The sequence below is a fragment of the Corynebacterium haematomassiliense genome (assembly GCF_013978595.1).
GTDB classification, from domain to species: domain Bacteria; phylum Actinomycetota; class Actinomycetes; order Mycobacteriales; family Mycobacteriaceae; genus Corynebacterium; species Corynebacterium lehmanniae.
The window spans coordinates 442,518-464,518 of sequence record NZ_JACDTZ010000001.1; the positions used below are offsets into that span (position 1 = coordinate 442,518).

Annotated in this window: 21 protein-coding genes and 1 pseudogene; 18 read left to right on the forward strand and 4 right to left on the reverse strand. The window is 65.8% G+C overall.

Annotation, left to right across the window (positions count from 1 at the left end; genetic code table 11):
- The first annotated feature begins 15 nt into the window (after nt 1–15).
- From infC to rplT, 3 genes are read left to right on the forward strand one after another with little or no spacing between them, the layout of a single operon-like run.
- On the forward strand, nt 16–588 hold the full coding sequence (gene infC / locus H0193_RS02130) for a translation initiation factor IF-3 (RefSeq protein WP_181888354.1): 573 nt from the start codon (nt 16–18) through the stop codon (nt 586–588).
- Between the two features lie 33 nt (nt 589–621).
- Nucleotides 622–816, forward strand: coding sequence for a 50S ribosomal protein L35 (rpmI, locus tag H0193_RS02135; RefSeq protein ID WP_034999913.1), 195 nt, complete (start codon nt 622–624; stop codon nt 814–816).
- Nucleotides 817–867: 51 nt separating this feature from the next.
- Complete coding sequence (rplT, locus tag H0193_RS02140; RefSeq protein ID WP_070473163.1) at nt 868–1,251, forward strand: 50S ribosomal protein L20; 384 nt, start codon at nt 868–870, stop codon at nt 1,249–1,251.
- Nucleotides 1,252–1,389: 138 nt separating this feature from the next.
- Here the strand turns inward: rplT and H0193_RS02145 are convergent, their stop codons facing one another.
- From H0193_RS02145 to H0193_RS02160, 4 genes are all read right to left on the reverse strand, one after another.
- Nucleotides 1,390–2,835: a hypothetical protein gene (locus tag H0193_RS02145; protein ID WP_181888355.1), complete on the reverse strand. Its 1,446-nt coding sequence runs from the start codon at nt 2,833–2,835 to the stop codon at nt 1,390–1,392.
- Nucleotides 2,836–2,997: 162 nt separating this feature from the next.
- Nucleotides 2,998–3,693, reverse strand: coding sequence for a response regulator (locus tag H0193_RS02150; RefSeq protein WP_181888356.1), 696 nt, complete (start codon nt 3,691–3,693; stop codon nt 2,998–3,000).
- Nucleotides 3,694–3,703: 10 nt separating this feature from the next.
- Nucleotides 3,704–3,871, reverse strand: coding sequence for a hypothetical protein (locus tag H0193_RS02155; RefSeq protein WP_181888357.1), 168 nt, complete (start codon nt 3,869–3,871; stop codon nt 3,704–3,706).
- A 135-nt stretch (nt 3,872–4,006) separates the two neighbouring features.
- Nucleotides 4,007–5,152, reverse strand: a complete 1,146-nt coding sequence (locus H0193_RS02160; RefSeq protein ID WP_181888358.1) for a histidine kinase — start codon at nt 5,150–5,152, stop codon at nt 4,007–4,009.
- Nucleotides 5,153–5,189: 37 nt separating this feature from the next.
- On the opposite strand from H0193_RS02160, the gene H0193_RS02165 reads away from it, so the two are divergent.
- The 15 genes and pseudogenes from H0193_RS02165 to H0193_RS02235 all read left to right on the forward strand — a co-directional run bounded on the left by H0193_RS02165 (nt 5,190) and on the right by H0193_RS02235 (nt 22,000).
- On the forward strand, nt 5,190–6,002 hold the full coding sequence (locus tag H0193_RS02165; RefSeq protein ID WP_181888359.1) for a TrmH family RNA methyltransferase: 813 nt from the start codon (nt 5,190–5,192) through the stop codon (nt 6,000–6,002).
- A 134-nt stretch (nt 6,003–6,136) separates the two neighbouring features.
- The gene (pheS, locus tag H0193_RS02170; RefSeq protein WP_239306828.1) at nt 6,137–7,207 is read left to right on the forward strand and encodes a phenylalanine--tRNA ligase subunit alpha; all 1,071 of its coding nucleotides are present in this window, start codon (nt 6,137–6,139) and stop codon (nt 7,205–7,207) included.
- Nucleotides 7,208–7,222: 15 nt separating this feature from the next.
- Nucleotides 7,223–9,730: a phenylalanine--tRNA ligase subunit beta gene (pheT, locus tag H0193_RS02175; protein ID WP_181888360.1), complete on the forward strand. Its 2,508-nt coding sequence runs from the start codon at nt 7,223–7,225 to the stop codon at nt 9,728–9,730.
- Nucleotides 9,731–9,784: 54 nt separating this feature from the next.
- Nucleotides 9,785–10,837: pseudogene (gene argC, locus H0193_RS02180) on the forward strand (N-acetyl-gamma-glutamyl-phosphate reductase); the annotation flags it as partial.
- Between the two features lie 54 nt (nt 10,838–10,891).
- On the forward strand, nt 10,892–12,052 hold the full coding sequence (gene argJ, locus H0193_RS02185) for a bifunctional glutamate N-acetyltransferase/amino-acid acetyltransferase ArgJ (protein ID WP_181889572.1): 1,161 nt from the start codon (nt 10,892–10,894) through the stop codon (nt 12,050–12,052).
- A 12-nt stretch (nt 12,053–12,064) separates the two neighbouring features.
- Nucleotides 12,065–13,000 carry an acetylglutamate kinase gene (gene argB, locus H0193_RS02190; protein WP_181888361.1) on the forward strand — a complete coding sequence of 312 codons (936 nt, stop codon included), beginning with the start codon at nt 12,065–12,067 and terminating at the stop codon, nt 12,998–13,000.
- On the forward strand, nt 12,997–14,175 hold the full coding sequence (locus tag H0193_RS02195; protein ID WP_181888362.1) for an acetylornithine transaminase: 1,179 nt from the start codon (nt 12,997–12,999) through the stop codon (nt 14,173–14,175). Before argB ends, H0193_RS02195 begins: the two co-directional genes overlap by 4 nt.
- A 4-nt stretch (nt 14,176–14,179) precedes the next feature.
- The gene (gene argF / locus H0193_RS02200) at nt 14,180–15,121 is read left to right on the forward strand and encodes an ornithine carbamoyltransferase (RefSeq protein ID WP_181888363.1); all 942 of its coding nucleotides are present in this window, start codon (nt 14,180–14,182) and stop codon (nt 15,119–15,121) included.
- Nucleotides 15,118–15,615, forward strand: coding sequence for an arginine repressor (locus tag H0193_RS02205; RefSeq protein WP_181888364.1), 498 nt, complete (start codon nt 15,118–15,120; stop codon nt 15,613–15,615). The genes argF and H0193_RS02205 overlap by 4 nt, the downstream gene beginning before the upstream one ends.
- 80 nt (nt 15,616–15,695) lie before the next feature.
- Nucleotides 15,696–16,910: an argininosuccinate synthase gene (locus H0193_RS02210; RefSeq protein ID WP_181888365.1), complete on the forward strand. Its 1,215-nt coding sequence runs from the start codon at nt 15,696–15,698 to the stop codon at nt 16,908–16,910.
- 2 nt (nt 16,911–16,912) lie between these two features.
- Nucleotides 16,913–18,349, forward strand: a complete 1,437-nt coding sequence (gene argH / locus H0193_RS02215; RefSeq protein ID WP_181888366.1) for an argininosuccinate lyase — start codon at nt 16,913–16,915, stop codon at nt 18,347–18,349.
- 49 nt (nt 18,350–18,398) lie between these two features.
- Nucleotides 18,399–19,595: a hypothetical protein gene (locus H0193_RS02220; protein ID WP_181888367.1), complete on the forward strand. Its 1,197-nt coding sequence runs from the start codon at nt 18,399–18,401 to the stop codon at nt 19,593–19,595.
- On the forward strand, nt 19,592–21,187 hold the full coding sequence (locus tag H0193_RS02225) for a vWA domain-containing protein (protein ID WP_338026571.1): 1,596 nt from the start codon (nt 19,592–19,594) through the stop codon (nt 21,185–21,187). The genes H0193_RS02220 and H0193_RS02225 overlap by 4 nt, the downstream gene beginning before the upstream one ends.
- Nucleotides 21,174–21,824: a hypothetical protein gene (locus H0193_RS02230; RefSeq protein WP_181888368.1), complete on the forward strand. Its 651-nt coding sequence runs from the start codon at nt 21,174–21,176 to the stop codon at nt 21,822–21,824. Before H0193_RS02225 ends, H0193_RS02230 begins: the two co-directional genes overlap by 14 nt.
- A complete protein-coding gene (locus H0193_RS02235) occupies nt 21,821–22,000 on the forward strand; it encodes a Trm112 family protein (RefSeq protein WP_181888369.1) in 180 nt (59 codons plus the stop codon). Before H0193_RS02230 ends, H0193_RS02235 begins: the two co-directional genes overlap by 4 nt.
- Nucleotide 22,001: the final 1 nt, after the last annotated feature.

Below are 22,001 nucleotides of genomic sequence, written 5' to 3' on the forward strand. Positions count from 1 at the left end.
GTGGGATGAGTCCGATTGCGGTTCAAGTGCGGCACGCATTGTTTCTTTACGTCTCTAGGAGTTCTCATCAGCGCTGAAGCTCGGATCAATGAACGAATCCGCGTCCCTGAAGTTCGCCTCGTCGGCCCGTCCGGCGAGCAGGTGGGCATCGTCCGCACGGACGACGCCCGCAAGCTGGCGTACGAGGCGGACCTCGACCTGGTTGAGGTAGCCCCGAAGGCCAAGCCGCCCGTGGCCAAGATCATGGACTACGGCAAGTTCAAGTACGAGCAGGATCAGAAGGCCCGCGAGGCCCGCAAGAACCAGCAGCAGACCGTGGTCAAGGAACAGAAGTTCCGCCCCAAGATTGATGAGCACGACTACCAGACCAAGAAGGGCAATGTTGAGCGCTTCCTGGAGAAGGGCAACAAGGTCAAGGTCACCATCATGTTCCGCGGCCGCGAGCAGGCCCGCCCCGAGCTGGGCTACCGCCTGCTGGAGCGTCTCGCTGACGACATCGGGGAGCTCGGCGTTGTCGAGTCCCGTCCGAAGCAGGACGGCCGAAACATGACGATGGTCTTCGGACCGGCTCGCAAGGGCAAAAAGTAGTTCCAACAATCGACACTCTGAAGGGCTTTCACCATGAAGCAGAAGACCCACAAGGGCACCGCAAAGCGCATCAAGGTCAACGGCAAGGGCAAGCTGCGCCGCGAGCAGGCTGGTAAGCGCCACCTGAACGAGAAGCTCTCGTCGAAGCGCCGCCGCAAGCTGTCCGGCTCCACCGACGTTGCGAAGGCAGACGTCAAGCGCGCAAAGCGCCTCCTCGGCATGTCCTAAGCACTGCCCGATCAATCAACCGATACGAGAAAAGAAAAGGAAGTTTGACTCATGGCACGTGTGAAGCGTTCAGTCAATGCTAAGAAGAAGCGCCGCGCAATCCTCAAGTCCGCGAAGGGCTACCGCGGCCAGCGCTCCCGCCTGTACCGCAAGGCGAAGGAGCAGTGGCTGCACTCCCAGACCTACGCGTACCGCGACCGCCGCAAGCGCAAGGGTGAGTTCCGCAAGCTGTGGATCCAGCGCATCAACGCCGCTGCCCGCATGAACGACATCACCTACAACCGCCTCATCCACGGCCTGAAACTGGCCGAGGTCGAGGTCGACCGCAAGATCCTGGCCGAGCTGGCTGTCAGCGACTTCGCTGCCTTCTCCGCTCTGTGCGAGGTTGCGAAGAACGCTCTGCCGGAGGACGTCAACGCTCCGAAGGCTGCGTAAAGCACTTTCGCTTAACGACGAAGCTCCCGCCCATCCCCGAACAGTCGGGGGAGGGCGGGAGCTTTTTCGTGTGCGACACGCAAAAGGGAGCGCGCCCACCGCTGGGGTGGGCGCGCTAATCGCTGTGGTGGGGCTGTTTTAGAAGATGCCCTCGTTCTCGCGACCGAAGTCGTCGAGAGTGACATTGCGGGAGTCGACGTCCTGGTCGTTGTACTCGGAGTCGTCGCCGTCCAGACGGCCAGTCTGGGAAACGGTGATGTAGTTGGTCAGACGGCCTTCCTTGGTGTTGCCGTCGCCGAAGGAGAAGGAGACGAGGTCTGCTTCCTCACCCGGGTTGATGGGGTTGGACAGGGTGACCTCGAAGATGCGTGCCTGCTCATCCTCGTCCCAGCCCAGGTCGCGGGCGTAGCCGCCCTCGCGGGTGGTGGTGGTGATCAGACGGTCGACGCCCTCCGGTCCGTCCTCGGTGCGGACTGCGACGCGGAAGGTCACCGCCGGGAACTCGCCCCAGTAGCGCTCGTTGCCGACGTTCTTCACGCGCAGCGCAGTGGAACCGGCGAAGCCCTTCGCCTTCGCGGAGGAGACGGTGAAGTACGGCTCGAGGTCTAGGTCGTGCTCGGCCTTTTCAGCCTTGTCGTCGCCCTTGTCGTCGGTGGACTCTTCCTTCTTGTCGGAAACGGCGTCGACCTCGATGGCGCCCTCGTTCTTCTCGGCTTCCTCCTTGGCGGCCTTCTCGTTGTCGGCGGCGAGGTTGACGTCCTTGTTGCTGACGTCGGCGGTCTTGTTGTCGTCGACCTTTTCCACGTCGTCGATGTTGTCGCCCTTGTTCAGGGTGTCGACGTCCTTGTCGTACTCAGCGTTCGGCTCGTCCTTGACCTCGGTGGTCTGTGCGCCCTTGTTCGGCGCCCAGGAATCGGCCGGGGTGTCGAAGTTCTTGACGCGCACTTCGTTCTTCACCGGCATGTTGGCAACCCATGCGGTCGGGGTCGCCCAGGTGCCGTTCGGGCGGCAGCGCTGCTGGGTGCCAGTCATGGTGACGGTGCGGAAGCCGTAGGTGGCCTCACCGGTGTTGCCTGCCGGCACATCGTATGGGCCGACGGTCTGGCCGACGTTCCAGGACAGCTCAGCGGAGACGTCCCAGCCGAGCGCCTTCGCCACGGAGTAGCCGATGTTGCCCTCGATGCCGTCCTTGGAGCCGGAACCGCCCAGGTTCAGCGTCTCAGTCTTGGAGCCGTTGACGGAAGCGGAGACAGTCTGGGTGCGGGAGAGGTCCTGCTGCAGCGGGATTGCCTCGTCGGACAGGTTCGTGGTGGAGATGGTGCCCACCGGCAGGAAGTTGTCCTTCACCTTGTACACGACGGTGCGGTAGTCCTCGGTGGAGTTGCACACCGGGCGCGGGTTGAGCACGTTGGCCTTCAAGTGGTCGGAGCCGCGGTAGGTGTGGACGATCGGGAGTTTGTCGTTGTTCGCCGGGGTCTCGGGAGCGGACTCCTCGAGGGTGGTCGCGTTCGCGGGAGCGATGGCAGCGCCGGCCATCAGAGTGCCGAGAAGCGCGGTAGTGATGCGTCGGGTCTTACGGGTCATACGTTGTCCTTTCCTGTGAAGCTACCGCCAGCGTCGCTAGCAGTCGGGGTGATTGCTTACAGGGGTCAACGTAAGGACGTTGCTGTCGCATGACAAGGAAATTTTGGGGTCTCGGCACCTTCGTGTCCGATGCCGATACTTTCGTTCAGAACCGGGGAGGGGCTAGTGCACCTGCGGCCCGCGGCCGTTGAGGACAGTGACGACAAGGTCGAGGCGGGACGAGACCCCGTATGCCGAGAGCAGCTTCGAGACCATCTTCTTCACGGTGGACTCGGAGTAGTTCAGGTGCTTCGCGATGTCGGCGTTGCTCAAGCCGTCGCAAAGCAGCTCAAGGACTTTCTGCTCGGTCTCGGAAACGCCCGCAGGCACGTTGACCGCGGCCTTTGGGCGCTCGGGAGCAGGTTGCGGAGCTTGTGCGTCGCGCTGGGAGAGGTGGGGGAGCAGCTTGTTCATTGCAGCAGGCGAAATTACGGTGCCGCCTGCAACTGCTTGCCGCACCGAAAGGATGATTTCCTCGCGCGGCTGGCTCTTCAAAATGTAGCCGCGACCCCCGTGGTCGAGGATGTCGAGCATAGCAGTGTCGTTGTCCAAGGAACTGATCGCCAAAAAGGCCGGGGCGGACCCGCGGGCAGTGAGCTTGCGCAGCAGCTCCGCGCCACCCATGTGCTGCATGTAGACATCGGAGAGCACCACATCCACGTCTAATTGGGGGATGCGCTCGAGTGCTTCGGATCCGTCCGAAGCAGTTTCGACGACGGTGATCCCTTCGGCGCTGTCGAGGTAGCTTTTCAGCACCTCGCGGACGAGCGGATCATCGTCGACGAGGAAAACCCGGATTGGGTGGTCGGGTGTGGTCATCTCGGTGCGATTAGCACCACAGACGGCCGAGCAGGCCACCGCACTCGAAGGTGTCGCCGATGGCACCAGCTGCGTAGGGGGTTGCCACAGTCTGCGCTTCAGCAGATGCCGCAGGTGCGACGGCGATGAGGCCGGTTGCGACCAAGGCGGAGGCGGCGAGGCGAGCAAACTTGCGCATTTGCTTGTCCTTTCGTGAACTAAAGCTGTAAATCGCTACATCGAATTATGGGTGCATACGGTAACAGTGCGCAATTATTTCGGGCGCTTAGGGGACAAGTCGGTACGAAAGTACCCTCCGGGGTGCAGCGCCGATCTACTTTCGTTCCTTCGGGACGGTGAGGTGGTAGCGGAACGCCTCGCCGTGATAGCCCGCGTCGAGGGTGGCACCGTCCTCAGCCAACAGCGAAGCGACCTCACCAAGACCGACGCCGCTACTCATCTCGACTGCCTGTTCTTGTGGGGCACCAAAATTCTGCACCAGGATCTGCACATCGTTGTCGTCCTCGACTGCGGCGACGATGACTGGCCGGTGCTTGTCCGCGTACTTGATCACGTTGGTCTGGATCTCACGGAACGCACTTGGAGCGTGACGGAGTGCAATCGAGCTCAACCCTTCGCCGTGCATGCCACTTTCCGTGACCGTGTAGCCGTGGCTGCGCAACGTGTCCGAAAAGGATCGCAAACAGTCGTCCAATGTGGGTGTGCTCATGGTCTTGTCTTCGCTGAACTCCGCGGGATCGTCGGAACGCATAAAACGGATGAGTTGACGAACTTCCTGCATTGAACGTCGGGCGTCCTCGGCGATGAGTTTCGCCGCCTTGGCTGTCTGCTCGTCGCCCGACATCGCTAAGGCCTCGCTTCGGAGCACGACCGAAGTGAGCGAGGACGCCACGGAACCGTGCAAAGCTTTAACCGTTCGTTCGCGCTCACGCTCGAGCTCCGCCTTCAAACGATCGGCCTGACGCTCACGGGTAATGAGGAAGGCGCGGAGAATCCACCCAACTGCCCACGCAACAATGACCAGCACGAGCAGGAAAATTGCTGTAGCGAAGGAAATAGGGAGGTAGATGCCAGCTAGGAAGTCAGTCTGTGCGACGTACCATAGAAATGCCATTAGAGGCAGGCTGTAGCGAGCAGGAAGCCGCAATCCCACGACAGAGATGATCGCGAACATTCCCATGATGATGACAGCGCTCCGATACTCCGGTGCAACATTGGAAAACTGCAGCAGGAATCCGTATCCCAACCCAGCCGTGACCGGGGCGAAGAATGCGGCGACAATGAGAAATACGGCGTAGAGCGCTACCAAGAACCGAGACCACTCGACCGCGATCGGTGCCCCCGGCAGAGCTACCAGCCCGAGAGCGAAAAGAAGAGCTGCGAGCGCAAAACCAATACGCCAAGGTCGCGCCGCTGGTGAAAGAAGGCGGGCGCGCACGAGCTCCGGAAACGTAGGCACGGCCAACAGCGTAGTGCCTGCAACGTAGTCTGGAGCTATGCCATTGGATTTCCAGCAGCCGTTTACAGAGCGCACTCCGCGTGTGGTTAATGCGGGGAAGTTGAAGAGGGCGCAAGCTCGTCGTAAAGCAAAGGCCTTCCTGGCGGAAGGCGAGAACGCTGTGGAGGCCGCCGTGGCCACGGGGGCGGCGACGGACCTCTTCGTTACCGAGGCCGCAGCCGAGCGCTTCGAGGAGATCGTGCGGGCGGCGGGTTACATGGACGTGTACACGCACGCGATCACGGAAAAGGCTGCGGACTCGCTCGCGGACGCGGTGACGTCCACCGGCATTTTTGCGGTGTGCCGCCCGGTGCTGTGGACGGTGCCCAAGATTATGAAGGGCCGGCCGAGGCTGGTGGCGGTGTGCGTGGAAACTAACGACCCGGGCAACGCCGGCACGATCATCCGCATCGCGGACGCCGTTGGTGCGGACGCTGTGATTTTCGCCGGCGACACCGTGGACCCGGAGGCTCCCAAGGTGGTGCGCTCGACTGCGGGCTCGCTGTTCCACATCCCTGTGGCGCGCGACCGCGATGTCCGCCGCGTGATCAGTCAGCTCGAAGACGCTGGTCTGTCCACCTTCGCCACCACAATGAACGGCGAGGTGAACCTTGCGCAGCCGGGGGAGACGCTCGCGCAGCCGACCGCTTGGCTGTTCGGCAACGAGGCGCATGGGCTTGACGACGACATCCTGTCGGCCGCCGACCACCGCGTTTCCATCCCGATCCAGGGCAGTGCGGAGTCGCTGAACTTGGCCACAGCGGCGAGTATCTGCCTGTGGGAGTCGTCGAAGGCGCTTGCGGAGGACTAGCTTTATCGGCCGGGTTTGCAGCGCCTGCCCTCGCGCGGTCTCTGTGTCGAGCGATGGGTAAAGTGGTGGTCGCTTTTGAACCGACACCGCTGCGGACTGTATAAACAGCGCAGCGCACTTGTGGAAAGGTGCGGGTGAACACAAGCGTGGCCGACAACGCAAACCCAACTCCCGAAATTGAACTGACCGAGGACGCCCTGAACAAGGCGGCGGACGAGGCGATCGCTGCTTTTGAGGCGGCCGAGGACCTCGCTGCGCTGGAAGATGCGCACCGCGCGCACCTGGGGGAGAAGGCCCCGATCCCGCAGGCCCGCCGCGCACTTGGGACGCTGCCGAAGGATCAGCGCAAGGATGCCGGTCGGTTCGTGAACATGGCCCGCGGCCGCGCAGAAAAGGCCTACGCCCAGCTGCGCGTGCAGCGCGAAGCGGAGCACCGCGAGAAGCAGCTGCGCGAGGAGAAGGTGGACGTCACCCTGCCTACCTCCCGCACGCAGGCTGGTGCGATGCACCCGATCACCACACTGTCCGAGCACATTGCGGACATCTTCATCGGCATGGGCTGGGAGGTCGCGGAAGGACCCGAAGTTGAGGCGGAGTACTTCAATTTCGACGCGCTGAACTTCATCCCGGACCACCCGGCCCGCACGCTGCAGGACACCTTCTACATCGGCGAGGAAGGCTCCAAGCAGGTCATGCGCACCCACACTTCGCCGGTGCAGGTGCGCACCATGCTCGAGCGTGACGTGCCCATCTACATCGCGTGTCCGGGCCGTGTGTTCCGCACCGACGAGCTGGATGCTACCCACACCCCGGTGTTCCACCAGGTGGAGGGCTTGGCCGTGGACAAGGGCCTGACTATGGCGCACCTGCGCGGCACCCTCGACCACCTGGCAAAGGTGCTGTTCGGCCCGGAGACGAAGACGCGTATGCGCACGAACTACTTCCCGTTCACCGAGCCGTCCGCTGAGGTGGACGTGTGGTTCCCCAACAAGAAGGGCGGCGCGGGCTGGATCGAGTGGGGCGGCTGCGGCATGGTCAACCCGAACGTGCTGCGTGCTGTCGGCATCGACCCGGAGGTCTACTCCGGCTTCGCGTTTGGCATGGGCCTGGAGCGCACCTTGCAGTTCCGCAATGGTCTGTCGGACATGCGCGACATGGTCGAAGGCGACGTCCGTTTCACCATCCCGTTCGGCGTGCAGGCATAAAGGAGACTCTCGATAATGCTCATTTCCAAACACTGGATCGTCCGCCTGCTGCAGAACGCAGGTAACAAGGATTTCAACCCCACCGATGAGGAGCTCGACGCGGGCTTCGTGCGCGTCGGTTTCGAAACCGAGGGCTACGCGCCGCTTCCGGAGGTCACCGGCCCGCTGGTCATCGGCCGTGTGGATGAGATCGAGGAGCTCACCGGTTTTAAGAAGCCCATCCGCTACTGCCAGGTGGACGTGGGCCAGGCCAACGGCACCGGCGAGCCGCAGGGCATCATTTGCGGCGCCCGCAACTTCCAGCAGGGCGACCTGGTCGTCGTCTCGCTGCCGGGCGCGGTGCTGCCGGGCGGGTTCGAAATCTCCGCGCGCGAGACCTACGACCACATCTCCGCAGGCATGATGGCTTCCGCGGCCGAGCTCGGGCTCACCGCGAAAAGCGAGGGCATCATTACGCTTCACGACGGCTCCGCCACCCCCGGCCAGGACGCCCGCGAGATTCTGGGCTCGGACGACACCGTCTTCGATGTCAACGTCACCCCGGACCGCGGCTACGCCCTGTCCGCCCGCGGCCTGACCCGAGAGATCGCCTCCGCCTTCGACCTTGAGTTCACCGACGTGGCGCTGGATCCGGCTATCGCCGGCATCGACGTCTCCGGCGTGCCCGCTCCGGCGGGTGAGACCATCGCGGTGAGCGTGGATGAGTCCACCAAGGCCAAGCGGTTCGGCGTGCGCACTGTCGAAGGCATCGACCCGAACGCGACCGCGCCGTTTTGGATGCAGCGCGAGCTCATGCTCGCCGGCGTGCGCTCCGTCAACGCCGCAACCGACGTGACCAACTACGTCATGCTGCTGACCGGCCAGCCGATGCACGCCTTCGACGCTGACAAGATCGCCGGTGGCCTGCGCGTGCACAACGCTGCTGAAGGCGAGAAATTTGAAACGCTCGACCACGTCGAGCGCACGTTGACCGCAGAAGATGTGGTGATCAGCGACGACAACGGCATTCAGTCGCTGGCCGGCGTCATGGGCGGCACCACCTCCGAGATCTCGGACGAGACGGTCAACGTCCACTTCGAGGCCGCGACCTGGAACCCGCTGACCGTGGCGCGTACCGCGCGCCGCCTCAAGCTGAGCTCGGAAGCCTCGCGACGCTTCGAGCGCGGCGTGGACCCGCAGCTCGTGGAAAACGCCCTCGACATCGCCTGCGCGCTGCTGGTGGACATCGCCGGCGGCACGATTCATGCGGGCAGGACGCTGGTCGGTGACGTCGAAAAGCGTGATGCGATTGCGATGCGCGCGACGCGCCCGGCTGAGCTGATCGGTGTGGATTACGCACGTGAGACCGTGGTGCGGCGCCTGGAAGAGGTCGGCTGCGAGGTCGCTGGCGACGGCGAGGAGCTTGAAGTCACCCCGCCGACCTGGCGCACAGACATCACGGTGCCGGTGGAGCTGGTCGAGGAGGTCGTGCGCCTGGAGGGCCTGGACGACATTCCGTCGATCCTGCCCACGCCCCGTGGCGGCCGCGGTTTGAGCCCGCTGCAGCGACGCCGCCGTGCGGTGACCCACGCGTTGGCGTACTCCGGCTACGCGGAGATCATCCCCACGCCGTTTATCGCCAACGACACCTTCGACACCTGGGGCCTCGATGCGGACGATCCGCGCCGAAAGGCCGTCAAGGTGCAGAATCCGCTGGACGCCGACTACGGCATCCTGGGCACCACGCTGCTGCCGCCGATGCTGGAGGCCGCGGGCCGAAACGTCGCGCGCGGTCGCGGTGATGTGGCCATCTACTCCGTGGCGCAGACCTCGGAAAAGCGCGCTGACGTCTCGCCGCTGCCGGACGTGTCCGAGCGACCGGCGGACGAGGTTGTCGCAGAACTTATCGAGTCACTGCCGAAGCAGCACCTCCACGCCGCGACCGTCGCGCTGGGCAACACGGAGCTGGAAGGCCCGTGGGGCAAGGGCCGTGCCTACGAGTGGTCCGACGCTGTCGAGGCCGCCCAGCTCGTTGCTCGCGTGTGCGGCGTCGACCTGGATGTCGAGGCTGCCGAGTACCTGCCGTGGCACCCGGGCCGCTGCGCGGCGCTCAAGGTTGACGGCGAGGTTGTCGGCCACGCCGGCGAGCTGCACCCGCAAATCCTGGAGAAGCTGAACCTGCCGGCGCGCACCTGCGCGATGGAGCTCGATCTGACCGCGATCCCGCTGGCAGAGCGTCTGCCTGCGCCGCGTCTGTCCGCATTCCCGCTGCTCAACCAGGACATCGCCCTGGTCGTGGACGAGGCTGTGGCGGCCGAGGACGTGCGCCGCGTAGTCGAAGAGGGTGCGGGCGAGCTCGTCGAAGCAGTCACGCTTTTCGACGTCTACCGGTCCGACAACCTCGGCGACGGCAAGAAGTCGCTCGCGTTCGGCCTGGCGTTCCGCGCCCCGGACCGCACGCTGACCGAGGAAGAAGCCTCCGAAGCGCGCCTGAAGGCGGCCGAACTGGCCAAGGAGCGTTTCGGCGCAGAAATGCGCGGCTAAATATATTTGCGTGAATAACTTCCACGCGACTGCATAACTGTTACACTTGCGGCCATGTCAGAAGGCAAGGTTGTCAAAGTAGCGGTCGCGGGGGCCACGGGTTATGCAGGCGGTGAGATTCTCCGCCTGCTGCTGGGTCACCCGGCGTATCTCGCGGGTGAGCTGGAGATCGGCGCGCTCACCGGCGCGTCCAACGCCGGCCAGCGTGTCGGCGAGCTCATGCCGCATCTGCCGGAGCTGGCCGACCGGGTCATCGAAGAGACCACTGTCGAGGTGCTCTCCGGCCACGACGTGGTCTTTTTGGGGCTGCCGCACGGCCACTCCGCGGCCATCGGTGCCGCACTTGGCGAGGGCGTGACCGTCATCGACTGCGCCGCCGACTTCCGCCTGCGCGATGCCGAAGCGTGGCGCGCCTACTACGGCTCGGAGCACGCGGGAGCGTGGCCCTACGGGCTGCCGGAGTTACCGGGGCACCGGGAGGACGTCGCAAAGGCAACGCGCATCGCTGTTCCCGGGTGCTTTCCCACGGGTGCCACGCTCGCCGCATGGCCGGCGGTGCAGGCGGGCCTGGTCGAGCTGGATCTGACGGTGGTGGCCATTACCGGCGTGTCCGGGGCCGGCAAGAAGCCCAAGGTGGACATGCTCGGCGCGGAAACGATGGGCTCGCTGAAGGCATACAGCGTCGCCGGCGCGCACAGGCACACGCCGGAGATTGCGCAAAACCTTTCTGAGGTCACCGACGCCGAGGTCACCGTGAGTTTCTCACCGGTGCTTGCGCCGCTGCCGCGCGGCATCCTCACCACCGTTACTGCGCCACTGGCACAGGGCGCGGACGCGGAGGCGGTGCGCGCGGCATACGAAAACGCCTACGCCGCGGAGCCGTTCGTGCACCTGCTGCCTGCCGGCCAGCAGCCGCAGACGCAGCACGTGGTGGGCTCCAACATGTGCCACGTCCAGGTTGAGGTGGACCAGGCGGCGGGCAAGGTCGTGGCCACCAGCGCCATTGACAACCTGACCAAGGGTACTGGGGGAGCGGCGGTGCAGTGCATGAACCTTGCGCTTGGGTTCAACGAGGGGGCGGGTCTGTCGCGAGCCGCGGTGGCTCCGTACCCGCCGACGAGACACCCCCTACCTCTTTTCTCTGAAAGGACCCCCTCCATCATGAGCACTCTTGGAGTCACCGCACCTCAAGGCTTTTCCGCCGCCGCCACAAGCGCGGGCCTGAAAGCATCCGGCAAACCGGACATGGCCGTCGTGGTCAACGATGGCCCCGAATACACCGCGGCCGCCGTGTTCACGCGCAACAAGGTCTTCGCCGCGCCCGTGAAAGTCAGCCGCGCGGCGGTGTCCGCTGGCGAGCTGAAGGCGGTGGTGTTCAACTCCGGCAACGCCAACGCCTGTACAGGCGAGCAGGGGCTGCACGACGCGCAAACTATGCAGCGGCTCACGGCCGAAGGTGTGGGCGCAGAGCCCGCCCAGGTGGCCGTCTGCTCCACCGGCATCATCGGCGATCTGCTGCCGATGGAGAAGGTGGAAAGCGGCATCGCAGCCGTCGTCAATCAGCTCGGCGACCACGGTGCGGACGCGGCCGAGGCCATCCGCACCACCGACACCATCGCCAAGGAAGTATTGGTCAAGGGCGACGGCTGGACTATCGGCGCCATGGGCAAAGGTGCCGGCATGATGGCGCCGTCGCTGGCGACGATGCTGGTGTGCCTGACCACCGACGCCAAGGTGGAGGCCCAAGCGCTGCAGACCGCGCTGGAGCGCGCCACGGCAACCACCTTCAACACCCTGGACATCGACGGTTCCACCTCCACCAACGACACCGTCATCGCCATGGCTAGCGGCGCGAGCGGCGTGACTCCGGACCAAGACGAGCTGGACGCGGCGGTCCACGAGGCGTGCGCGCAGCTGGCGGCGATGATGCAGTCCGACGCCGAGGGCGTGACCAAGCGCGTGAGCATCACCGTCGAAGGCGCCGCGGACGACGAGCAAGCACTCAACGCTGCGCGCACCATCGGCCGCGACAGCCTGGTCAAGACCGCGATGTTCGGCTCCGACCCGAACTGGGGCCGCGTGCTCGCCGCCGTGGGCATGGCGGACGCGGAGATGGACGCGGACAACATCTCGGTGACCTTCAACGGACACACCGTCTGCGAGTATTCCGGTGCAGTGCCCGGCGCGCGGGACGTGGATCTGAGCGGGTCGGACATCGCGGTGGTGGTGGACCTGGGCACCGGCGGTGAGGGCCGCGCGACGGTGCGCACGACGGACCTGTCGCACGCCTACGTTGAGATCAACTCGGCCTACACCAGCTAGGGGGTGCGCGAGATGATGCCGAATCTGACCAACGAGCAGCGCGCCACCGTGCTGGCGGAGGCGCTGCCGTGGCTGCAGCACTACCGCGACAAGATCGTGGTGGTCAAGTACGGCGGCAACGCCATGATCGACGAGGACTTGAAGGCCGCGTTCGCCGCCGACATGGTGTTTTTGCGCACCGTGGGCGCGAAGCCTGTGGTGGTGCATGGCGGAGGGCCGCAGATCACCCAGATGCTCGGTCGCTTGGGGCTGGACGGCGGGGAGTTCATCGGCGGGTTCCGCGTGACCAGCCCGGAGATCCTGGACGTGGTGCGCATGGTGCTCTTCGGCCAGGTGGGCCGGGACCTGCTGGGCAAGATCAACTCGCACGGGCCCTACGCTGTGGGCACCTCTGGCGAGGACGCTGGGCTGTTTACCGCAAAGCAGCGCGAGGTGGTCGTGGACGGCCAGCTGCAGGACATCGGCCTGGTGGGCACAATCACGGACGTGAACCCGGAGGCGGTGATGGACATCATCGAGGCCGGCCGCATCCCGGTGGTTTCCGGCATCGCACCGAGGGAGCACGGCGAGGTGTACAACATCAACGCCGACGAGGCCGCGGGCGCGCTCGCCGCGGCAATCGGCGCAGAACGTCTCGTGGTGCTCACCAACGTCGAGGGGCTCTACACGGACTGGCCGAACAAGGACTCGCTGCTGTCCAAGATTGAGGCGGGCGAGCTGGCCAAGATGCTGCCCGGCTTGGACACCGGCATGATTCCCAAGATGGAGGCCTGCCTCACCGCGGTGCAGGGCGGGGTGAGGGCAGCGCACGTCATCGACGGTCGCGTGGCCCACTCCGTGCTGCTGGAGCTTTTGACCATGGGAGGCGTTGGCACCATGGTGCTGCCGGACGACTACGACCGCGCGCACTACCCGGATGGCACAATTTTCAGAAAGGATGACGCATGAGCGAGTTTTCTTCGCGCTGGACTTCCGCGCTTTTAGACACCTACCCCGCGCCACCGGTGGAGCTTGTCTCCGGCGAGGGCTGCACGGTCACGGACGCGGAGGGCAACACCTACATCGACATGCTCGCCGGCATCGCCGTCAACGCGCTCGGCCACGCGCATCCGGCCATTGTGGACGCGGTCAGCGCGCAGGTGGCGCGCCTGGGGCACGTGTCCAACCTCTTCGGCTCCGAGCCGGTAGTGGAGGTGGCCGAAGCACTTCGCGCCCGGGTCGGCGACGACACCGCGCGGGTGTTTTTCTGCAACTCCGGCGCCGAGGCCAACGAGGCCGCATTCAAGCTCGCACGCCTGACCGGCCGCCGCCGCATCCTCGCAGCTGAACGCGGTTTCCACGGCCGCACCATGGGCTCGCTCGCGCTGACGGGCCAGCCGGACAAGCGCGCGCCGTTCGAACCCATGCCGGCTGGCGTCGAGTTCTTCCCGTACGGCGACATCGAGGCACTCGAGGCCCTGGTGCAGCAGGACCCGGGCAACACCGCCGCGATCATCCTGGAGCCCATCCAGGGCGAAACGGGAGTCATCCCCGCACCGGAAGGTTTCCTCACAGCGGTGCGGGAACTTTGCGACGCCCACGGCATCCTCTTCGTCACCGACGAGGTCCAAACCGGCGTCGGCCGCACCGGCGACTTCTTCGCCTTCCAGCACGAAGGCATCCTGCCGGACGTGATCACCATGGCCAAGGGGCTGGGCGGGGGACTGCCCATCGGCGCGACCATCGCCCGCGGCAAGGCGGCCGAGCTGTTCACCCCGGGCTCGCACGGCACGACCTTCGGCGGCAACCCCGTCGCCTGCGCCGCCGCGGGGGCCGTGCTTGGGGCCATCGACGAGGACTTCCTCGCCGAGGTGCGCCGCAAGGGGCTGTTGCTTCGCGACGCAGCTTCGCAGATCCCCGGTGTCACCCAGGTCCGCGGGCGCGGGCTGATGCTCGGGGTGGTGCTGGATGAGGCGGTGGCGAAGCTCGTCGTCAAGCATGGGCTCGAAAAAGGCCTGATTGTGAACGCACCGGGCGAAGACGTCATCCGCCTCACGCCGCCGCTGGTGATTACCGACGATGAGATTGAAGAAGCGATGAAGCGCCTCGCCGGCGCGATTGAAGCAGCGAAAGAACGGAGCTAAACCGATGGTCAGACACTTCCTGGCAGACGACGACCTGACACCCAACGAGCAGGCCGAGGTGCTCGCACTCGCCGCGGAGCTGAAGCGGGACCCCTTCTCGCGCCGCCCGCTGGAGGGGCCGAAATCCGTCGCCGTGCTGTTCGACAAAACCTCCACCCGCACCCGCTACTCCTTCGACGCCGGCATCGCGCAGCTCGGCGGGCACGCGATTGTCACCGAAAGCGGCAACTCGCAGATGGGCACGAAGGAGAACTACCAGGACACCGGCGCGGTGCTGTCGCGGTTTGTCGAAGCGATTGTGTGGCGCACCTACGCCCACGACAACCTGCGGGAAATGGCGGAAACGGCCACCGTGCCGATCATCAACGCGCTTTCCGACGACCTGCACCCGTGCCAGATCCTCGCCGACCTGCAGACCGTGGTGGAGAACTTCTGCCCGGATGAGGGCCCGGCTGGGCTGAAGGGGCTCAAGGCCGTCTACCTGGGCGACGGCGACAACAACATGGCCAACTCCTACCTCATCGGGTTCGCCACCGCCGGCGTGGACATCACCGTCATCGCCCCGGACGGCTTCCAGCCACGCGAAGAGTTCGTCGAACGCGCACGGCGCCGCGGCGAGGAAACCGGGGCGAAAGTCACCGTGACCTCGGATATCGCGGCCGCGGAGGGTGCCAACGTGGTCATCACGGACACGTGGGTGTCCATGGGCATGGAGGAAGACGGCAAGGACCGCCGCACGCCGTTTTTGCCGTACCAGGTGGATGCTGCCCTGATGTCGCGCGCGGCGGAGGATGCAATATTCTTGCATTGCCTTCCCGCGTACCGCGGGAGCGAAGTCGCCGCGGACGTCATCGACGGGCCGCAATCGCGCGTCTTTGATGAAGCGGAAAACCGCCTGCACGCCCAAAAGGCGCTGCTGGCCTGGCTTTTGGAGCACCAAGTATGACCCAACCTGTATCCCGCACTGCGCGGCAGGCGAGAATCCTCGAGCTGCTCGAATCAACCCGCGTGTCCTCCCAGGTGCAGCTGTCCGAGCTGCTGTTGGACGAGGGCATCGACATCACCCAAGCCACCCTCTCGCGCGACCTCGACGAGCTCGGCGCGAAGAAGGTGCGCCCGCGCGCAGGCGGGCGCGCCTACTACACCGTGGGCGGCGAGGCAGATTCGCTCGAAGCGGCGCACTCCGGCCCGCGCGAGAAGCTGCGCCGCATGATCGAGGAGCTGGTGGTCTCCGTGGACTACTCCGGGCAGCTGGCCGTGGTGCGCACGCCGCCCGGGGCGGCCCAGTACTTGGCCAGCTACATCGACCGCGTGGGTCTGGACCAAGTGGTCGGTTCCATCGCCGGCGACGACACGGTGTTCGTGCTCGCCCGCGAACCGATCAGCGGCAAGGAGCTGGCGCAGCAGCTGTTCGGGCTGAAGGAAAACGTCGGCGAATAGACATCGCTGCGCCGATCGCATAATTTTACATACACTGAATAATTCTGAATCGTCCTGGAATTCGAAGGAGATCTTTCACCATGACTAACCGCGTTGTGCTCGCGTACTCGGGCGGCCTTGACACCTCTGTCGCCATCCCTTACCTCGCCGAAATGACCGGCGGCGAGGTCATCGCCGTCTCCCTGGACCTCGGGCAGGGCGGCGAGGACATGGAGTCCGTGCGTCAGCGCGCGCTGGACTGCGGCGCTGTGGAGTCCATTGTGGTGGACGCCAAGGACGAGTTCGCCGAGGAGTACTGCCTGCCCACCATCAAGGCCAACGGCATGTACCAGGGCGAGTACCCGCTGGTCTCCGCCATTTCCCGCCCGCTGATTGTCAAGCACCTGGTGGAAGCCGGTCACAAGTACGGCGGCACCCACGTCGCCCACGGCTGCACCGGCAAGGGCAACGACCAGGTCCGCTTCGAGGTCGGCTTCCTCAACCAGGACCCGGCCCTGGAAATCATCGCCCCGGCCCGCGACTACGCCTGGACCCGCGACAAGGCCATCGAGTACGCCGAGGGCAAGGACCTGCCCATCGAGCAGTCTGCCGCTTCGCCATTCTCCATCGACCAGAACGTCTGGGGCCGCGCGGTTGAGACCGGCTTCCTGGAGGACCTGTGGAACCCGCCGACAAAGGACCTCTACGCCTACACCGAGGACCCGGCCCTGGGCAACGCCCCGGACGAGGTGATCATCTCCTTCGAGGCCGGTAAGCCGGTGGCTATCGACGGCCGCAAGGTCACCGTCCTCGAGGCCATCGAGGAGATGAACCGCCGCGCCGGTGCCCAGGGCATCGGTCGCCTGGACATGGTGGAAGACCGCCTCGTGGGCATCAAGTCCCGCGAGGTCTACGAGGCCCCGGGCGCAGTGGCCCTGATCACCGCGCACAAGGCGCTTGAGGACGTCACCGTCGAGCGCGAGCTGGCCCGCTACAAGCGCGTCATCGACGCCCGCTGGTCCGAGGAGGTCTACGACGGCCTCTGGTTCGGCCCGCTGAAGCGCTCCCTGGACGCGTTCATCGAGTCCACCCAGGAGCACGTCACCGGCGACATCCGCATGGTGCTGCACGCCGGCACCGCCACCGTCAACGGCCGCCGCTCCAACCACTCCCTGTACGACTTCAACCTGGCCACCTACGACACCGGCGACACCTTCGACCAGACCCTGGCTAAGGGCTTTGTGCGCCTGCACGGCCTGTCGTCGCAAATCGCGAACAAGCGCGACAGGGCGGCTGCCGCCTCCCAGGAGAAGTAGGGATGGAACAGCACAAGACCAACGAGGGCGCGCTGTGGGGAGGCCGTTTCTCCGGCGGCCCCTCGGAGGCGATGTTCGCCCTGTCCGTGTCCACCCATTTCGACTGGGTGCTCGCACCCTACGACGTGCTCGCCTCCAAGGCGCACGCGAAGGTGCTCAACAGGGCGGGTTTGCTTAGCGACGAAGACCTCACGGTGATGCTCGACGGCCTCGACAAGCTCGGCCGCGATGTCGCCGACGGCTCGTTCGGCCCGCTGCCCACCGATGAGGACGTGCACGGCGCGATGGAGCGCGGCCTGATCGACCGCGTCGGCCCCGAGGTTGGCGGCCGCCTGCGCGCGGGCCGGTCCCGCAACGACCAGGTCGCGGCGATGTTCCGCATGTGGCTGCGCGACGCACTCCGCGGCGTGGCCCAGGACGTCTCTGACCTGATCGACGCGATTGTCCAGCAGGCCGAGGCCCACCCGGACGCGATCATGCCGGGCAAGACCCACTTCCAGGCCGCGCAGCCGATCCTGCTCGCGCACTCTCTTCTGGCGCACGCCCAGCCGCTGCTGCGCGACCTGGAGCGCATCCAGGACGCGGACAAGCGCCTGGCCGTTTCGCCGTACGGCTCCGGTGCGCTGGCGGGCTCCTCGCTGCACCTCGACCCGGAGGCGATCGCCGAGGAGCTCGGCTTCGACTCCGCCACGGACAACTCGCTCGACGGCACCGCCTCGCGCGATTTCGCCGCCGAGTCGGCGTACGTGCTGGCACAGATCGCCATCGACGTCTCCCGCTTCGCCGAGGAGATCATCGCCTGGTCCACGCCGGAGTTCGGTTACGTCACGCTGCACGACGCGTGGTCCACGGGCTCGTCGATCATGCCGCAGAAGAAGAACCCGGACGTGCCGGAGCTTGCCCGCGGCAAGGCTGGACGCTTGATTGGCAACCTCACCGGCCTGTTGGCCACGCTCAAGGCCATGCCGCTGGCGTACAACCGTGACCTCCAGGAGGACAAGGAGCCGCTGGTGGACTCGGTGACCCAGCTGTCCATCCTCTTGCCGGCGTTCACCGGCCTGGTGTCCACGCTTTCGTTCCACGAGGACCGCATGCGCGAGCTCGCCCCGGCAGGCTTCACGCTGGCAACGGATCTGGCCGAGTGGATGGTGCGCCAGGGCGTGCCGTTCCGCGAGGCCCACGAGGCCTCCGGCGCCTGCGTCCGCATCGCGGAAACCCGCGGCGTGGATTTGGTCGACCTCACGGATGAGGAACTGCAAAGCGTCGATATGCGATTGCTCCCTGAGGTCCGCGAGGTGCTCACCGTCGACGGCGCGGTGGCCTCCCGCGACACCCGCGGCGGCACCGCGCGACCGCGAGTGGAGGAGCAACGCGAGCGCGTGCGCGAGGCGAACAAGGCCGCGCGCGAGTGGGCGACAACGCCGGTGCGCGCGCAATAGTTCGTCGATTGCGGCGCGCATGTCGGCCCGGCCATTTAGCATGTGAGTTATGAGTGTGCCGAGCAGCCATGACGCCAAGCCCCGGGGACGGAAAGTCTCCGTGGTGCTTGGCGTCATTTTAGTTGGGGTGGTTATCGCCGCAGTCGCGCTGGGACGGGGGCTGTTGCCCTTCGGTGGCGGCGACAGCGACGAAGGCGGCGGGGGAGCGGCCGGCGGGTCCGGCGGGTCGGGCGGCAAGTTGACGCAGCTGCACGGCGTCATCGGATCGGAGAAGCGGGCCTACTTCGAAGATCCCGAGGTGGTGGCTCGGCTGGAGGAGTTGGGGTACAGCGTCAGCGTCACCACGGCCGGCTCGCGCCAGATTGCCACCACCACGGATATTGCGGAGCAGGACTTCGTCTTCCCTTCCTCGGCTCCGGCGACGCAGAAGGTGCGCGAGCAGGGCAGCGGCTACTCCGTGGACTTTCCGTTCTTCACGCCGATGGCGGTGGCGAGCTGGAAGCCAATCGCTGACCTGCTCGCGGCGGAAGGAGTGGTCAGCGAGCAAAACGGCGCGTACACCCTGGATGTGAACGCTTACATGGACCTGGCCCGCTCCGGAAAGCGTTGGCGGGACCTGGGCGAGGCGTACCCGTCGCCACGCAATGTGCAGATCCGCTCCACAGACATCCGCACCTCCAACTCCGCGGCGATGTACCTGTCGCTGCTGGCGTGGGAGGTGGCCGAGCGCGACCCGGAGCGCGGAGGCGACGTCGGGTACCTCATCGACGAGATCGCCCCGTTTTTCACCGCGCAAGGCTACAGCGAGGCGTCCTCGTCCGGCCCGTTCACGGACTACCTGAGCCAGGGCATCGGCGCGGCGCCCATGGTGATGGTCTACGAGGCGCAGTTCTTGGGCGAGCAGATGCGGCCGAACTCGCGCATCCGGGACGACATGTTGCTGCTGCACTTGAGCCCCACCGTGCTCGCGAACCACGGCATCGTCGGTGTCTCGGAAGGCGGCAAGGAGCTCGGGCGCCTGCTGTCGAATGATCCGCAACTGCAGCAGCTCGCCGCCCGCCACGGTTTCCGGCCCGCTAACTCCGGCAGCTTGGCCGACGAGCTCGCAGACCGCGGCCTCGACGCCCCATCCGACTACGTCAATTCCATCGACCCACCCTCCTACGACAGGCTCGAGCAGCTCATCGACGGAGTGGGACAACGCTACGCCGGAGCGCCAGCGCCGGTGAAGGAGGACGACCAGTGAAACGCCTACTCGCGGCCATCGCCGCCTTGATGTCGCTCATGCTCGCCTCGTGCGTCTCGCTCGGCGGCGATACCTCTGGCTCCGGCTCGGGTGCAGGCTCCAGGTCTGGATCTGGCGCACCGGCGGACCTGACCATCGTCGCCGCGACCGAACTGAAGGATCTGCAGGGGTTGGTCGACCAGGCGGCGAAGGAGCTCGGCTTCTCCATCGACCTGCAGTTCCCCGGCGGCACCCTCGACAACTCGCAGACGCTCAAGCGCGGCGATTTCGACGGGGAAGTGGACGCCACCTGGTTCGCCACCAACCGCTACGTCAACCTCATCGGCGCCTCCGACAAGTTGGACAGCGAGACGAAGATCGCCACCAGCCCCGTCGCATTCGGCGTGTGGGAGGACAGCGCCAAGCGCCTCGGCTGGGACACCACGCAGCCCACGTGGGCTGAGTTCGCCCAGGCCGCGGAGGCCGGCGAATTCAGCTTTGGCATGACCAATCCGCAGGCGTCCAACTCCGGGTTTTCCGCACTGGTAGCCGTGGCCACCGCGCTGGCGGACACCGGCGACGCGATCGCACCGGCCGATCTGGAGCGCGTCGGCCCGCGCCTCGAGCAGCTTTTCCAGGCACAATCCATGGTCTCCGGGTCCTCCGGGTGGCTGGCAGAGGCGTTCGCCAACGACCCCGAGCGTGCAGATGCAATCGTCAACTACGAGTCCACGCTCCACCAGATGCGTCAGCAGGGCCAGCCAATCGAGGTCGTGGTCCCGGCCGACGGCGTGATCTCCGCGGATTACCCCCTGTCCGCGCTTTCGCAGCCGGCGAATGCGGACGCGCGGGAGCGCGTCGAGAAGCTTGCGAATTGGCTCCTGGAGCACCAGCCCGACATCGCCGACACCTTCCGCAGGCCGGTGACGCAGGTGGACAACCTGCCCGCGGAGATCGCGGACCAGCAGGTCATCGAGCTGCCGTTCCCCGCGAACGAAGGCGTGGTGAACGAGCTCCTGTACGCCTACGACAACTCCTACCGCCAGCCCGGCACCACCACGTTTGTGCTGGACACCTCGGGTTCGATGGAGGGCCAACGCATCGCGTCGCTGAAAGACATCATGCATTCGCTTATCGACGGCTCCGCTTCCACCCTCACCGGCGACGTCTCCCTTCGCGACCGGGAGAACGTCACGCTGCAGTCCTTCGACAGCAGGCCGAACGACCCCGTGACGGCGCGGTTCTCCCACGAGGACCCGGCGGCGGCCGCGGAGCTGACCAACTACGTGGATGGGCTCAGTGCCAGCGGCTCCACGGCGATGTACCAGACGCTGCTTGAAGCACTGCGCGAGACGGATCCGGCCGGCGGTATCCCGTCGATAGTCCTGCTCAGCGACGGCCAAGACACCGTCGGGCCCCGCTTTTCCAAGTTCAAGGAGGAATACGAGCAGCTGCCGGCCGCACAGCGGTCCGTGCCGGTGTTTGTGATCCTCTACGGCGACGCTAGCGAGTCGGAGATGCGTGAACTGGCGGAGCTGACCGGCGGCGAAGTGTTCGACGCGCTCGGCGGCGACCTCGCGGCGGCGTTTAAGGAGATCCGTGGCTTCCAATAATGTTTCAGGCAACGCGTTCGCCCGCTACTTCGCGTCGCCGAAGAACCAGGTCGGGCTGGTGCTTGCCATCCTGGTGGTTGTTCTGCACCTGGTGGTGGGTATCGGTGTCTACTGGCCGGTGGCGGCGCTGGCGGCCTACGGGGCGGGCGCGGCGCTGACCCCCGCGCGCACACCCAAGGAGCTGCCCGTGGCGCCGGCGGAGCCCACCCCGGTGGTGCTGGAGCGGTCGCTGCAGGAGACCTCCAGGCGTTTGGGTGGCGCCCGCCCGCCGCGCCAGGTGATGGCCCAGGCACGTGCGCTCGAAGACACTGTCCGGTTTGTGCTCTCCGAGTGGGAGCATTTGGAACCTACCCCGGAGCACCGCCAGACGATTTGGAATGTGGTGAAGGTGTACTACCCGGAGGTCGTCGATACGTATCTCGATGCCCCGCAGTACCGCGACGCCTCCGCAGTGCGGGTGGTCGTGGACTCGCTGACCACGCTCACCCGCGCCGCAGGACGGGTGCGGCAGGGCATCTTGGACGACAACCTGCGGGCGATGGACTCCCAAGCGCAGTTCCTGCGGGAGGAGCTCGGGGAGTTGCCCGGACTCGACGACAGCTACCGCGGCGGCGACGGGTACGATCCGAAACCATGAGTCTGGATCCGAAGCTTCTCAGCGTCCTCGCGTGCCCCAAGGACAAGGGCCCGCTGGAGTACAACCAGGAAAAGCAGCTCCTGGTCAACGAACGCCTCGGAATTGCCTATCGCATCGACGACGGCATCCCGGTTTTGCTCATCGACGAAGCAGAGCCCTACACCCCCGCGAACTAGA

Coding starts and splice junctions, on each gene's coding strand:
- rpmI (WP_034999913.1), top strand. CDS start 622: ATGAAGCAGAAGACCCACAAGGGCACCGCAAAGCGCATCAAGGTCAAC.
- rplT (WP_070473163.1), top strand. CDS start 868: ATGGCACGTGTGAAGCGTTCAGTCAATGCTAAGAAGAAGCGCCGCGCA.
- H0193_RS02145 (WP_181888355.1), bottom strand. CDS start 2,835: ATGACCCGTAAGACCCGACGCATCACTACCGCGCTTCTCGGCACTCTG.
- H0193_RS02150 (WP_181888356.1), bottom strand. CDS start 3,693: ATGACCACACCCGACCACCCAATCCGGGTTTTCCTCGTCGACGATGAT.
- H0193_RS02155 (WP_181888357.1), bottom strand. CDS start 3,871: ATGCGCAAGTTTGCTCGCCTCGCCGCCTCCGCCTTGGTCGCAACCGGC.
- H0193_RS02165 (WP_181888359.1), top strand. CDS start 5,190: ATGCCATTGGATTTCCAGCAGCCGTTTACAGAGCGCACTCCGCGTGTG.
- pheT (WP_181888360.1), top strand. CDS start 7,223: ATGCTCATTTCCAAACACTGGATCGTCCGCCTGCTGCAGAACGCAGGT.
- argJ (WP_181889572.1), top strand. CDS start 10,892: ATGAGCACTCTTGGAGTCACCGCACCTCAAGGCTTTTCCGCCGCCGCC.
- argB (WP_181888361.1), top strand. CDS start 12,065: ATGATGCCGAATCTGACCAACGAGCAGCGCGCCACCGTGCTGGCGGAG.
- H0193_RS02195 (WP_181888362.1), top strand. CDS start 12,997: ATGAGCGAGTTTTCTTCGCGCTGGACTTCCGCGCTTTTAGACACCTAC.
- argF (WP_181888363.1), top strand. CDS start 14,180: ATGGTCAGACACTTCCTGGCAGACGACGACCTGACACCCAACGAGCAG.
- H0193_RS02205 (WP_181888364.1), top strand. CDS start 15,118: ATGACCCAACCTGTATCCCGCACTGCGCGGCAGGCGAGAATCCTCGAG.
- H0193_RS02210 (WP_181888365.1), top strand. CDS start 15,696: ATGACTAACCGCGTTGTGCTCGCGTACTCGGGCGGCCTTGACACCTCT.
- argH (WP_181888366.1), top strand. CDS start 16,913: ATGGAACAGCACAAGACCAACGAGGGCGCGCTGTGGGGAGGCCGTTTC.
- H0193_RS02220 (WP_181888367.1), top strand. CDS start 18,399: ATGAGTGTGCCGAGCAGCCATGACGCCAAGCCCCGGGGACGGAAAGTC.
- H0193_RS02235 (WP_181888369.1), top strand. CDS start 21,821: ATGAGTCTGGATCCGAAGCTTCTCAGCGTCCTCGCGTGCCCCAAGGAC.